General features: G+C 36.4%; 12 protein-coding genes. 2 read left to right on the top strand and 10 right to left on the bottom strand.

Annotated features, from left to right (window positions below):
* Nucleotides 1-5: 5 nt before the first annotated feature.
* Together IPM71_08190 and IPM71_08185 are read left to right on the top strand one after the other, a co-directional pair.
* Nucleotides 6-653 carry a DUF4395 domain-containing protein gene (locus IPM71_08190; GenBank protein QQS52699.1) on the top strand — a complete coding sequence of 216 codons (648 nt, stop codon included), beginning with the start codon at nt 6-8 and terminating at the stop codon, nt 651-653.
* Between the two features lie 218 nt (nt 654-871).
* Nucleotides 872-2,086, top strand: coding sequence for a hypothetical protein (locus IPM71_08185; protein ID QQS52698.1), 1,215 nt, complete (start codon nt 872-874; stop codon nt 2,084-2,086).
* 214 nt (nt 2,087-2,300) lie between these two features.
* Here the strand turns inward: IPM71_08185 and IPM71_08180 are convergent, their stop codons facing one another.
* The 10 genes from IPM71_08180 to IPM71_08135 form a co-directional block, all read right to left on the bottom strand.
* The gene (locus tag IPM71_08180; protein ID QQS52697.1) at nt 2,301-2,945 is read right to left on the bottom strand and encodes a hypothetical protein; all 645 of its coding nucleotides are present in this window, start codon (nt 2,943-2,945) and stop codon (nt 2,301-2,303) included.
* Nucleotides 2,946-2,951: 6 nt separating this feature from the next.
* On the bottom strand, nt 2,952-4,022 hold the full coding sequence (locus IPM71_08175) for a hypothetical protein (protein ID QQS52696.1): 1,071 nt from the start codon (nt 4,020-4,022) through the stop codon (nt 2,952-2,954).
* Between the two features lie 237 nt (nt 4,023-4,259).
* Nucleotides 4,260-5,198, bottom strand: a complete 939-nt coding sequence (locus IPM71_08170; GenBank protein QQS52799.1) for a hypothetical protein — start codon at nt 5,196-5,198, stop codon at nt 4,260-4,262.
* A gap of 425 nt (nt 5,199-5,623) precedes the next feature.
* Nucleotides 5,624-6,226 carry a hypothetical protein gene (locus IPM71_08165; GenBank protein QQS52695.1) on the bottom strand — a complete coding sequence of 201 codons (603 nt, stop codon included), beginning with the start codon at nt 6,224-6,226 and terminating at the stop codon, nt 5,624-5,626.
* A 13-nt stretch (nt 6,227-6,239) separates the two neighbouring features.
* Nucleotides 6,240-7,361 (bottom strand): hypothetical protein, encoded by a 1,122-nt coding sequence (locus IPM71_08160; GenBank protein ID QQS52694.1) that lies wholly within the window; start codon nt 7,359-7,361, stop codon nt 6,240-6,242.
* Between the two features lie 31 nt (nt 7,362-7,392).
* Entirely contained in the window at nt 7,393-7,908 is a 516-nt protein-coding gene (locus IPM71_08155) for a hypothetical protein (protein QQS52693.1), read from the bottom strand.
* Entirely contained in the window at nt 7,901-9,247 is a 1,347-nt protein-coding gene (locus tag IPM71_08150; protein ID QQS52692.1) for a restriction endonuclease subunit S, read from the bottom strand. The genes IPM71_08155 and IPM71_08150 overlap by 8 nt, the downstream gene beginning before the upstream one ends.
* A complete protein-coding gene (locus tag IPM71_08145; protein QQS52691.1) occupies nt 9,237-10,862 on the bottom strand; it encodes an SAM-dependent DNA methyltransferase in 1,626 nt (541 codons plus the stop codon). Before IPM71_08145 ends, IPM71_08150 begins: the two co-directional genes overlap by 11 nt.
* 164 nt (nt 10,863-11,026) lie before the next feature.
* Nucleotides 11,027-11,401: a GxxExxY protein gene (locus IPM71_08140; protein QQS52690.1), complete on the bottom strand. Its 375-nt coding sequence runs from the start codon at nt 11,399-11,401 to the stop codon at nt 11,027-11,029.
* A gap of 144 nt (nt 11,402-11,545) precedes the next feature.
* Entirely contained in the window at nt 11,546-14,614 is a 3,069-nt protein-coding gene (locus IPM71_08135; GenBank protein QQS52689.1) for a type I restriction endonuclease subunit R, read from the bottom strand.
* Between the last annotated feature and the right edge of the window lie 171 nt (nt 14,615-14,785).

Below are 14,785 nucleotides of genomic sequence, written 5' to 3'. Positions count from 1 at the left end.
GCATTATGAAGAATAAATTAAAATTTGGTGAAACCGTCGAAGGTTATTCCATTCCGGTTTTAAATGAACGAGAAATCAGGGCTGCGGCCGGAATACTCTTTTTGTTCACCTTTTTGTCGTTGATGTTAATAGTCTTAAAAGGCAACTTTATACTCATAAAATATGTCATCACGGCTTTTCTTGCCGATTTTCTGATTCGCGTTTTCATCAGTCCCAAATACGCGCCAACATTGGTTTTAGGCCGCTTAATTGTCAGGCGGCAAAATCCGGAATACGTAGGTGCGGCCCAAAAGAAATTTGCCTGGATTATTGGAATAATTCTCGCAGCTACCATGTTTATACTTATGGTAGTGGTGAATTCGTACAGTGCTATTAGCGGAATTATTTGCCTGTTCTGCCTGATTTTTCTGTTTTTCGAATCGGCTTTTGGCATCTGTCTGGGTTGCCTGTTTTATGGATGGTTCTATAAAGAAAAAGCACAGTATTGCCCGGGTGAAATATGCGATGTTAAAGCCAGACAGGATATACAAAAGATATCTTTCTTGCAAATTGGGATGCTGCTGAGCTATCTTGTTTTTATATTAATTATTGCATTGACATTTAACGAAATTCTTAGCATTACCCCAGTTGAACTGTGGTCGAAGTTCCAATAGTGATATTCATAGGCTGATATTTATCTGTCTTGCCCCAAGGGGCGGGGAACCGATTCCGATTTACATCGTAAGAACCCGGTGAAATGTATATGACCCAATCCGGATTAAAAACAATGCAGAGGTTTTCGTAAAAGGTCAACAGGGATTTAACAAATGGGGGTATATTAGTAAATTAGTTATAATTCATATATTGCGTCATTCTTTACCGACGAAACAATATGCAATCAAAAAATTCCCTATTATCAATACTAAAATACACATCCCTTTCGTTGGCGCTTTCAATTGTTGTATCCTGCAGTAAAGAAGACAATCAGATTATACCGGTGCAGGTGAATGACTATCTGGTTGAATCTATTTACAGAGACGATGTATCAAAAAGTGTAATCAGTATGACGGCCCAACTAGCTGGTTATCCTCAATTTTCGAGCTATTTACACTATTCTATTAAATTATATGTCATAACCTATCGTACAACATACAAAGGAGAACCAATAATTGCTTCAGGTATAATCTCATTGCCCATAACTTCGGACTCTATGCCAATGATGCTAGTTGGGAACGGGCTCATTTTTGCTGATGAAGATGCGCCGTCGCGTTTCGATTTACCCAACCATTTTACAGGTTTTGAATTCATTGCATCGATCGGATACATTACCCTGATTCCAGATATGATCGGTTTTGGTATATCCAGGGACCAGCTATTCCCAATTCAAAATTACGAACACTCTGCAAATTCCATGATAGACTTCCTTTTCGCCTGCGAAGAATTTATTAAGGAAAAAAATATCCCAACCAGTCAAAAGAAATTTCTCACCGGTTATTCACAGGGTGGCTATATTGCCATGGCTACCTTAAAAAAAATTGAAGAACATCCTGAATTAGACATAAAGATTGACGCCACAGCAGTTGGGGCAGGAGGTTTTAATCTTGTAAACCTGTTGAATTATTCACTCGACAAAAATTATTACTCAGCCCCAAGTCATCTTGCTTTGTTGTTAAGTTCGTACAATATTGTTTACGACTGGAACAGGCCCCTAATCGATTTTTTTCAGGAACCTTATGCATCAGAAATACCTTACCTTATCGATGGTGGATACAACCGCGAAGAAATAGACCAACAACTGGCTTATAGTTTCGACAGCCTGCTGAACCCGGTATTTTTGCACAATCTAAAAAATAACAGGGAAGAAAGGCTGATGGACGCACTCACCGAAAACAGCGTAGACAATTGGGTGCCCAAAGGCACACTAAGGATAATCCACAGCATAAATGACGACAGAATACCAATATCTGATTCAGAAGATATGTACAATCAAATGGTAAGTAAGGGGTCGGAAAGTGTTACATTCACAAAAATTGAAACCGTTGGGCATATAGAATCGGGACTGGCATTTGTTGAAATAGCCCTTCAGTGGTTTAATACCATGAAATAGGCCAGGTATATCAATACTTGCTGAACAGTAAAAGCAATATTCTTTACCGATAGAAATAAAATATAATCAGAGCCATAATCTTTTAGAGAAATTCTGAATGAAGCACCCCGCTTTGTAAATGCAAAAGCTTGCCAATAGGCAAGGCACCGATTGCAAATCGGCGCCAGATGGTTCAGACATTCCTGGCCTTAAAAAAGCAGAAAATCACTTTGTACTAAAATATCCTCAAACTAAAATTAGGAAGCATTCTAAGTGAACCGTCTGGCCCTAAAGCATGAATCTCTGTAAAAGTTATTACCTGATTTACTCCTGATTTTTTAATCGCTGATTTCATTTCATCCGTTAAATGCCTATTATCCGATGTAAATTCCTCCTTCATACCACCACTATTAATTTTCATATCAAAGGATGTGACAGTAAATCTTAAATTCATCATTGTACTGAAATAGCGATTTGGATCATCACACTCCAAATAACCATGCTCCAATAAAATATTCTTATCTATCTCCTTTATATTCGGCTGGTGAATAAAAGCAATTGGATAGGGAACAAGAATAACTCGATAAGGCTTTCTGAAAACCTCAATCTTATCCACATAGACTATCAGGTTTTTTACGCCTATAGTTCGGGAATTAACGGTATACTTCGATTCGTAAATGTTCACTAAATTAACAATGCCACCTTCTAATTCTACATCAATTCTGTCATGTGCAACATCCTCAATTCTTACACAAACAGGATTGTCAACACCCCAAAACATAAGTGGTAAATTATTTAAACTATCTTCTTGCGCAGAAACGGTAGAAAAGCACAGGTTGCAGATACCCAGGAGTAAAAAATTAACCAAATATGTTTTCATAATCGACTAGATAAAATCCTTAAAAAATTCATCGAAATATTCTTCTGTCACTTCTACTAAATCCAGTTGCTGAATGGGTTCTCCAACGATCTGATTTTCCTTATAAAACAAATATATTTTTTTGTTGAAATACGAAACCGCTAAGATGCTATATGTGAGGGCTTCCGGCACTTCGCGATAGGTGAGTGAGCTGTCGGTAAAGGTGTACGGAGAAATCACTGAATTTATCTCCTTAAAAATTAAATACGAACGTATGGAAGAGGAAGCAATGCTTGTGGGGACAGTAAACTCTATATCAATTCTATTTTCGTATTGAAAATAGTAATCGATATTTTTCCACCCAAAACTACTTAACCGGGTTTCATTGTATACTTTCTTCTTTTTGTCGAATTCTTTACTGTATTTTTCCTTTTCTTCAGGCGACATTTGCTTTACTTCGAAAGTTTCGTTTAGCGTATCATTCCAAACAATCACTTCAATATTTCTTTTTTGTTTGAAAGGCTTTCGGCTAGGTGCACTGTAAGATAGTTCTTGCCTTGTGGGAGTCCAATTCATTCTGCCTGTACTGTCTCTTTTCCCATCAAACAAGAGCATGGGTTCATCTGTTATGCGCGGAAACACTACCGGCATTGTGCAGCTATCCTTTAGTAGTACTTGTACACTATCCGAAACTAAATTAATGTAATACATACCGCCAGAAACTAACAATTCTCCGTTCGAAGTAGTAGTGGTATGGTGCTTTATAAATTCTTCTTTTCGGGTTAATTCCACTAGCTCAACCCGGATACTATCCTTGATTGCCGTGCCATCGGATAGTACTAAATCTTTGGGGTCGATAAAAAGGATTGTACCATTCATGCCCACAACTTCTGAAGGCTTATCGGAAGCTACAGTAAAAATCTGAGGTGAATTTTCATAGTGTTTCAAAAATGCATTTGTTGCATGAAGAAAGTCTTCGGGCGATTCATCTTTTTTTGAATCCGGATTTTGACTAGTACAACTAAAAAGAATAGGCAGTAAGAAAATAAATGTGCAATAAGATTTCATGGCATTTTTTAGTCTATCGTAATTTTCCATAATAAGGTAGTCTATTTTTTTATCAGGTGGTTACCAAAAAAATTAGTTTCCAGGGCCGGCAAAATAGCGGTGGACCGACAAGCTCTTTTGAAACCCGGGGTACATCGGGTTTGGTTGAAGCGTTGGCTACCCGAAGCAAGTTCGGGACAGGCTGTGGGGCTTGCAATTGAAAAACATGAGCGCATTTGAAAATTATAATAAGTGCGAATAAATATACTTACACCTGTGTGATGGCTCTTAAAATCCATCTGGAACCAATTTGAGTTTATTTATTGACGTATTAACAAATTCGAGGCTTTCATGTACTTCCAAAACCTCTTCGTAATCCCAGTATCTTAAATCTTCAAGTCCTTTAATTGTTGCAGAATGTTTTTTAATTTTTTCAATCTGCGCTTTATCGGAAACAGCAACCACACCCTGAACAGCAGGATTATTATTGGCTTTCAGGAGGTTTAAAATTAAACTATCAATTGAACCTTTCGTCTGAACTTCATAAACGTACAGGACTCTTCCCATATTACCAATTGTAGATTCCCAAATTGCATCAACTACAGAACCATCTGCTACTTTCTGTTCAATTTTGGCAGTAAACCCTAACCATTGACCTATATCTCTTATCGCATCTCTAATCTCATTATGAACAAACTTCGATTCTTCTTTTGTTAAACTCTCAACCGATTTTAAATCCTGTGATTTCTTATGTATCTGAGAAAGATTTACTTCGAATTGAAGTTCTTCCCAAATAAAGTAGTCCACAGCCAACAATGTTGAATCTACGGCGCCTAAAGCTCTCATTTCTTCAGCTATAGTTTTCCCAATTTCTGAGAGTTCTTTGTATTTTTTGCCGTTTAACTGATAGTTGTATTTTGGTAATCCTTTTATTCCCAAAAATTCTAGACCAACATAGGCTCTACGATTCCAAAGTATAAATTCATTTGGAAATACATGACACAATAATTCGCTTTGTAGCGCAGGGCCAAATCCTTTTATATTTTTTGTTGCATTATCCCATCTTATTTCAATTGGCGATTTATCCCAAACTAATGCAGCAAGTTCCTTTTTGAAGTTATCAAAACCATTGTCTGAAATAATCTTATCAACGACATACTGTTTATTGCCCCAGATAAGCATTGCCCACAACTTTGACAAGTATTCCAATAAATCTTCTGGAGACATTTTAAGTATTTTCTCCTTAGACCATGCCTGGTAGTATTTTACCCTTTCAATTCTTTCAACTTCATCACTCTTGAGTTTTTCGGGCTCATTTGTAAGCTTGTTCAGAAAGCTTTTAATGTGTTTTTGCAGTATGGGTTTGTCCATGGTTTTTTTATTTATGACGCAGTTTAAGATATAAGGGATAAAACTTACTAAATTCGTTCAATACTGTAGTTATTATTTTTTTTGAAGAAATTCGAGAGTCGAGTCAACCCAACAACCCTCCCTAACTTACAATTTTATTTTCTACCAGAAAAATCCCGATGTTGCGGCTCTGTGGTTCCCTTGCTTAAAAAAAAGAGTGCATGGGAGCGAAGCTCTGATTGCAAATCGTCGCCGGAGTTGGGCCTCCGCAAAGTATCCAATATTAGTCTGAGGATCGGTGATCAACTTAAAAGTCTATTTTTAAGAGTACTCCCTATCTGTTCTCCAATGGGTTTAAACTCTATATCATCGAATTCATCGGTTTTAGCATTATTGCACCAGTAGCAGGCAGCAACACAATTTTCCACAGTATATTCCAGGTTGGGTTTTTTTCGGTCGATTTCGAAATGCCAACCTCTTTCATTCTTTTTGTATAGCTTATTCTTATCTGCCAACAATTCAATGTCCTGCATTGTGAGCCCGCAATAATAGCAATGGTCAGCTTTATTCAGTTCATTGAATGTGTTTTCCGGGAATTGCGATTTAAATATTTCCTCAAAATACTTTTTTTCTAGAATTTTCAACTCTGCAACTTGCATTTCCTCTATGCTTTTCATTCTAGCATAAATCTCGTTTATTGTAAGAGGCGATGGATGACTTTTAAGTGTTTTGTTTCCTTCTATTTGGTAATACTCTGCTGTAAATAATTGAACCAACTGTTCAGTAATTTCAAATTTTATAAAATCATCCTCAATTATTAGGTTTCGATTATTTAATACACAATCGAAAATAAAAAAACGTTTACGGGTGTTAAAACTGTCTGTTGATTTGGATCGGAAGCTCATTTGAGTTTTTTGATTATTTACTTACAATATTATATTCTTCTTTAAGGAGAATAAATGAACCCTCCAGAATAAGATTCAATTCAGCAGGAGTCAACAATTCAAAAGGAATCTCAACCAAATTTCCAACAATATTCCGGTCGTAAATTTTAGGTAATTTACCTTTAAAGTGATTTTTATAAAGTTCAAAGCTTGAGTCGGATATTTCTATGCTTTGGCGATAATTTTCACTCACTATTGTAATCTTGTTTTGGTAACAAAACTGAATGGGTTTTCGCTTTCCGCTTATCTTAATTCCGGCTGAAAAGCCGACTGTTCCTAATCGTATATCTCCGCCGAGACTTTTCCATTTAATCCAAAAATCCTGTATTACTTTTGCATATTCAGGTTTGCCAACCGACTGTATAAATTCCGATTCAGTTAAAATGGGACGACTGCCTTTTCCTTCTTTTTCGGGTAATTGTGAATCAATTTCTACTTGCCCTGTATGTGATATCTCAAGCCGAATAACACTTCTTTCAACTTCAGTAGTTTTGGTAATTACCTTTGGCTGCAGAAGAATTGTAGTATCGTTTAAAACCTTAGGCGACAATTCAACAAGACTTATTGTAAAAGATAGATGTGGTACAGCCTGAATGGATTCTACTATTTCAAGAACATTCGGATGAATGTGATCGCCAACAATGATAACATAAAAATTACCGGTTTGCAGGTTTTTCTTTAATGAGGATTTAAAATAATCATCGAAATTTTCTGATGCATTTGAATACTGGCTCTTTTTAAGAATTTCGATAAACTGTTCGACATTAATCCTTGTCAGCGCTTTTATATAATCGATTACCTGAGCAACAACCGTGCGGACAGATTCGGGATTCCGCAATAATTTTGTTTCAATTAAAACAATATCCGAATTGTTTGTAACATAGATAATGTCAATCGGACCGCTTGAAGTAGGAAATTCTCTACCGACCAAAGGCACACCGGCAGCATTAATTTCCAGCTCCTGTAAATTCGTTATTATTTCGGGGTGAGTGGCTAAAATTACCTGGGGCGATATTTTATGATAGCCTTCGCTCTTAAAGGAATAATCTTCGAGTCTTTTAAGATTGTTGTCTTGAACATTTAAAGTATAGCTCATAATCAGAACAGATTTTTTGAATTATCATACTTTACTTGATTGCTAATTCCTTTTTGTCTTCTTCAATATCCTTGTCAATATTAACATACTTTCCCCAAATCCAGTTTTCGAGTTTGAGTTTTATAAGATCGATAAAGCTGTTAAGGTTGGTAACTGTACCGAAGGTTAAAAAGTTTAAGGCTATACAAACCAATATGGCTGCTTCGGAATAATTGAGTGCATCACCTAAATTTTCTATACATTGAAATTTAATTAATACGAAAATGTAAGCACCCCAAAGTAGAATAAAACCAAAACGCACAGCAAAGTAGGTGCGTCTAAATATTTTTGTGAGTTTAAGTTTTAATTCTTCCTTCTTTTCTATAAGGGCTTTTAATTTTTTATGGCGGCGTTCGACTTGTTCTTTGTTATCTTTAAATTCTTCGGGAGGTGTAACATTACCAATATTAACTTTACCTAAAGAACCTACATAAATTAGTATTAAAACAATTACGAAAATTACAATTAACACCCAAACCCAAGCTGGTATTTTTTTTTTTTTAGCCATTGTATTTAACTATTGGTTCTGCTGCCATATTTAACCTTTCCTCTTCCACATCTTTTACCCTTACCTGCCCGTTCATAAGCATGGGTAATAACCAATCGCGGAGGGAGGCAAGTTGTTCGTTTTCTTTTTGAATAAGGTTAATCTTACTAAACATTAGCTGAATTGCATTATTTAGTTTTGATACAATTGAATTATCCTTTGTTATTGCAATTTTAAGCGCATTTAAGGTTGCTTGATTAACATTCTTCAAAATAGTGCCTCCAGAACCATTTTGGATTAACTGTTCAATTGATTTCAAAAAGAAAAAAACAGGAATCTTATTTTCGTAATTATTTAGTTCAAAATGAATAGCAAAACCACAATACAAAGTGTTTTCTGCAATATCTGCTATTAATCTTGTCGCACCTGGTATTCCGCTTCGTGCAATGATTATACTTTCTTTGTGTACTGCGTACTTTTTGACGTCAGACTCTCTCAAATAAATAGTGTCTAAATCTTCGTTTTTAAGGAAATAACTACTTGAACTTATGTTTCTAACATTAATTATTGGACAGGCAATTTCACCAGGGTTAGAAGGGTCATAATTAACACCATTCTTAAAATTACCAAGCTCCTCTAATGCTTTCACTTCCCACCCCTCAGGAATTTCTCTTTTTAGTGCTGCGTTGTACACCATTTTGCCACCCGATGATTTATAGGGTTTGCCTATACCCACCCCGTCCTGCGGACACCCCTCCAAAGGAGGGGAATAGGGAAAATCGAATTGTACAAACCAATAATCGTACAGCGTTTTTGCCATTGCTTCCAACTCGGCATTGATGCGGTTGTTGAGTTCTATTTTGGAATCTAAGGCGGAAAGAACCGAGGCTATTGCCTTCCATTCCGTTTTTTCTGGAACTGGAACTTCAAAATTTTGTATTGCCTTTAACGAAAGGTTTTTTATAGTTGAGCCAGTTGCTACATTGTAAAAATATAATTGAACATCTTTTAATTGAAAGTAGTAATAGAAAAACTTATTTATATCCGTTTTGAAATTCAAATATGCTGCACTTTTCCCAAGCATAATTTTCTGACCTCCATAAAATGCTAAACTACCTAGTGTTCCATTTATTGAAAGTAAAAGTGTATTATCATTTAATTCAATAAAACCCTCGTTAAAATCAGACTCAGCAACTCGATTTGTATTGGGTGTTATCTCTATTTTGCCATTTTTAAGGTTATTCCCATTTATGAAATAATATTCGCTTTTATCATCGTAGGAAGGGGTTCCGTGTAGTCCATCACCAATACGACTACAAAGCGACTTTAACGGCATTTTAGACCAATGATTAATTGCCATAAATCAACCCCTCCAATTGCTTTTTAATCTCCTTTTCCAAATCAGAAGATTCAGAAAATAACTTATTCAAATTGGTTTTATAACCGTTCATCTTTGTTTCAAATTCCTCGTGTGTTATATCTACATATTCGATTTTTACCTCAAAATATTGCCCTGCACTAAAGCTGTAGTTTTTTTCTTTAATATCGTCGTACGAAACAACCACAGAAAAATCGTCAACTACCTCTTTGTTGTTAAAGGTGTTTATGATTTTATTTTCTTCGTCTGGGGTTAGGACAGTACGCTGGTTCTTTCCATCATCTTTAATGGTTTCGCCTAATTTGGAGGCATCGATTAATACCACATCGCCTTTGTCAGCTTCGTCGATAAATAAAATAGACACGTTTGTACCTGTAGCTGCAAAAATATTGCTTGGCATGCTTACCACACCGCGTAGCATTTTTTCATCGACCAAACGCTCACGAATTTTTTTGTCTATACCACTTTGTGCGGTAATAAAACCTGTAGGTACTACAACAGCAGCTTTTCCTCCCTTTTTCAAGCTAAACATAATGTGCTGTAAAAACATGAGGTAAATAGCCATGCTTTCTTTTTTTGTTTTAGGCACATTAGGTATTCCTGCAAAAAAGCGCGCGTTATTTTGCTTGGTGTCGAGGTCGGCACTATAATCCGAGAAATCGAGCTTAAAGGGTGGATTAGAAACGATGTAATCGAACTTTTGCAGCTCACCGTTTTCTTTATGATAGGGCTCTAAAATGGTATTGCCTTTTACAATGTTGGGTATGGAATGCACAAGGTTGTTCAAAATAAGGTTCAAACGCAAGAGGCTTGAGGATTTCTGCGAAATATCCTGCGAATAAATGGTGCATTTGTCCTCGCCAATCTGGTGGGCAAGGTTCATTAACAGCGTACCTGAACCCGCCGAAGGGTCGTAACAGGTTACGTTGTTCACATCGCCATGCACCATGCATCGCGCCATGATTTTTGCTACGGCATGGGGCGTAAAGTATTCGGCATATTTACCGCCGCTGTTGGTGTTGTAGTCTTTAATGAGGTATTCGAAAATGGTAGCGTAGAAATCGAATTTTTCATTAAAAATATGTTCGAAGCTAAAACCAATTAATTTATTGATAATGGCACGGCAAAAGTCATCGCGCTTATCGGATACATATTTACTGATGTTTTCGAAAAGGGTAATCTTTTCGCCATCCTGTGTGATTACCGAAAATATATCGCTGTTCTCTTTTGCAATATCCAGCAGGGTATTGTCGAAAGTATCGGCAAATTTGGGTTCGTTTTGTTTTTCGAACAAGGCACTTATCAAATGGTCGGGCTTTATGCTTGCTGTTGCCTCGCTCATTTGCATGGTGAGCATTTCGTAATCGTCGGCACTATACCTTTTTAATATTTCAACCGGTTTTTCGGCATTGGCTATTTTATCATCGAGCTTTTTTACCTCGTAAACAAATTTGTCGTTCAAAAATTTATACAGAAATACCTGTGTAATAATCTTAAACTCGTTTCCATCGTTCCCCAAACCATAGTTGGCACAAACCGATTTTAAACTGTCGATAAGTTCTTTGGTTTCTTTCTCAAATTTCTGTGTGGCTGTCATATAAAATTGTCTGAATCAGGATTTGTAGGATTATTTGATTAACAGGATTTTGTTCCCTACATTCTGATATATTTGTTTCATTATTGGTCTGTCTGTGTTTTACCTGTTCTATCTTATTCAATTATAATAAATCTTGCTTATCCTTCAATCCTTAGAATTCTGATTCAGACAATATTCTGATTAAATATTTTCTTAAATTGTAAACTCTGTGCGCCAAAATTAATGAGCAAGCCAATTGGTTTATCATAGGCTACCACATAATTTTTAGCCTGTGCCAAATGAACGTCTTCTAAATTGATCATTGCTTTTATCTCTACCACTACTTGATTTTCTACAATAAAATCTGCCCTTCTGGTACCAACATCTATTCCTTCGTAATAAATTGTTTGTTCTTTCTCCCGTTCGTATTCCAACCCTGCTTTCTCAAACTCTAAAGCTAAGCACCTTTGGTATATAACTTCCTGAAACCCGTTACCCAAGGTGTTATGCACTTTCATGGCACAACCATTTATTTTATAAGTAATGTCGTCTAATTTCATTTGTCTGATTCTGGATTTTCAGGATTATTGGATTTCTTGATTTTATATTGTCGCTGTAGTGACCATTATATTTAATCATTTGCTTTTTTTACTTTTCAAATAATCTTGTTCATCTTTTCATCCTGCAAATCCAGATTCTGACAATTAAGCTGTACGTCCATAAAACTCATTCATGTATTCTTTTACCACCATGGCATTTATCAACTTGCTGCGGTTGGCATCGAGTGGTAAATGGTATTTGTTTTTCAATTGCTCGATAACCAAACGCAAAATCATTTTTTCTACAAAGCTTTCGTTTTCCAACATTTTTGCATTTAGCTGTATCTGGTTATCTACTTCCTGTTTCAAACTTTGTAAGGCTTCAAACAGTTTTGCTTCGCTATCGGTTAAAGGGTCTTTCTCCATTAATCGCTTATGCAAACGGGCATATTTTTCATCGTTTTTATACTTGGCGCGAAGTAACTGATTTTTGCGTTCCAATTCGCGGGCTTTGTTGTATATAATTTCCAAAGCGGCAATGTTGGCTTCCATTTCCTCTTTGGTAACTTCGTTCAGGTTTTTCTTTTTAAATAAGCGTTCCAGTTCTTCTTTTAACGAAATAAATTCAGGGTCTTTCTGGTCGAAATTACCGCCCAATGCTTCACGGGTTTTCTGTAAGGTATCTTTTAACTTATCAGCAATAACCATTTCTTCCTCTTTCACCTTGGTAAATGCAAAAATTACATCTTCCAAGGCTACGTTCAGCAAATTGGTAGTATCTACACTATTCTCCAATCGCTCTTTTGTGTTGATAAGGGCTAAACGGTTGTTTGCATCGCGCGAAAGAATGTTGAGCATTTTAAAATCGAGCTTGTCGAGTAATTCAAAATTGCCCGAAAGTCGAATGATATTGTAAAGTGCCTTTGCATTGTTCAGCACTTTGGTAATTTTCAGCATTACAGCACGGTCGTTAATCTCGCTTATTTGCTGAGAGAAAACCTCTGCATTCTCGGTGTCGAAATGGAATAATACTTCTTTTATTTCCTGAATTTCAGCTTCAATTTCTTCAGCCGATTTAAAGAGGTTGGAATAATGTTCCATTTCATCGCCCAACTCGGCTTGAAGTTCATTAAAGTAATCACGATTGGTTTTATCGAACTCTTTTTGAATGTCGGCAAAATCCACTACATAACCGTAAAGGAAATTCTTATACCTGCGGTTAACACGGGTTAGGGTTTGCAATAAGTTGTGCGCTCTAATTACACGGCCAATGTATAATTTCTTCAAACGTTTAGCATCGAAACCGGTAAGGAGCATGTTAAACACAAAAAGAAAATCGATTTTTCCGTCTTTGAAATCGTCTATCAGGTCTTTGCGTTCCTGTTTGGTTCCTTCGTCATGTAAAATAAGAACAGCGCTTGTTACTTTACTTTTTCGTTTTTGCTTTTCGCCATAGCTTTCTTCGGGTTCGGCAGCCTGTAATAAAATATCGTCGGTTTTGTTGGCATATTTATCCTGAAAAATCTTGTACATCATTTTTGCCTGAGGAGCAGAATCACATACCACCATACCGCCAATGGAATTGTCGTTCATGATAATACGGGCTTTTTCAAAATCCTTAATGATGTAATCGAGCATTGGCTCCACAAACTTGTAATGGGCATATACTGTAGTTCTATCAGCATTGCCTTTAAGAATTTCAATTTCTTTTAAGGCTTCCTGTAAAGTGAGTTTGTACGTTGTTTCAATCTCTTCGCGAATGAGGCGTAAAGTATATCCGTCTTTAATTGAAGCATTGTAATAATACTTGTGAATATAATCGCCGAAAAGAGTTTTTGAATTATATTCTGAACCTAGAAGCGGAGTGCCAGTCAATCCGATTTTTACAGAGCCCTTATCAGCCTGTTCCAGATTTGCCAAAAAGCTTCCCTTTGGATTATAGCTACGATGAACTTCATCTAAAAAGAATACCCGTTGTATGTTTAACTGATAATCGGTATTAGGAATAACATTTGGGTCGTCCTCAAATTTTTGGATGTTTACAACGGTAATTTCGGCTTTTCCTGAATGATTGTGAATTACTGTTGTTGCTTTGATGTCCTTTGCAAAAGCATCGCGCGAATCGATTTCGTGTACCACCAATCCGCGTGCTTTAAACTCTTTGGCAGCTTGTATTAAAAGGTCGATGCGGTCGACAATGAAATAAAATTTAGGAACAATGCCCTGCTTTTGGTAATAATCGGTTAAGTGTTTAACGTTGTAATAGGCTAAAGCCGTTTTTCCACTGCCTTGTGTATGCCAAATAATACCCTTTTTTACGTTGTTGTTCAGCTTGTTTTCAATTGCCTTGGTCGCAAAAATCTGAGGATAACGCATGATGTGTTTTTCCAGGCCCTTTGATTCCTTTACATAGGCAATTGCATACTGTAAAAGAAAAGCCAGTCTTTCTTTCTGGAATAAAGAAGTGCAAATTCGATTTGTAGGTGTATTGGGGTTTTTATTGATGAGGAACTCCTTTGAGTTTTTAATACTCAACAGGTTGTTGTCTTTTAGAACCACTGTTTCAGTTTCATCGTCAATCGGCTTTAGCAAAGTATCTAAATCGAACTTTTCTTCTTCCCTAAAATAGTTAAAAGGAGGTTTGTCATAAGAAGCAGTTGCATAAAAAGCACCTTCAATTGGTTCAGGAGTGCTGTCATCGTATTCCATATTATTAGAGAATACCATGATTTGAGTGAGGTTCACAAACTTGCGAAACTTCTTATTTCCGAATCGGGTTTGAATCCGTTTGTGTTCTGCAATTATACCGTCTCTGTTATTTGGCTTTTTTACTTCAACGAATGCTAAAGGCATCCCATTAATCAATAGAATAATGTCGGGTCGGAATTCTTCCTCATCCTTTTTGTAAGTAAGCTCCGTTACAACGTGAAATTTATTGTTGCTGAAATCCTCGAAATCAATCAGTCTGGTTTTCGATTTATTAGATATTTTTTCGTAGAAAGCTTTTCCTAAATCCTCATTTTCCAGTGTCAGTGATAATTCATCGTATTCTCTGTGTATGTCGGATTCTGAAAGTTGTGGATTTAGGTGTTTTACGCTGGCTTTGAAAATATCCGTGAAAATATTGGTCGACTCATCCCAAGTCTGACCGGACAATGAAAGGTATTCATATCCCAATCGAATCAGGTGTAATATGGTAGGGATTTTAACCCTTGAGTCTTCGTTAAATTTCATTTCTTTTTAATCCAATTCTCAAATTAGCTGCAAAATAACAAATTTGCATGGGTGCGATGGCAAAAAAACAACTCTCCCCTCAAAAATAATGGCTGAAGCCTTGGCTGGAGGAGTTTGCAAATGAGTGCAATGAGGCTTGGCTGTTTATTATTTCGTTTTTCTTTTCTGTCT

The organism is Bacteroidota bacterium (genome assembly GCA_016699695.1).
In the GTDB taxonomy this organism is placed as follows: domain Bacteria; phylum Bacteroidota; class Bacteroidia; order Bacteroidales; family UBA10428; genus UBA10428.
This window is presented reverse-complemented; position numbering and strand designations above follow the sequence as displayed.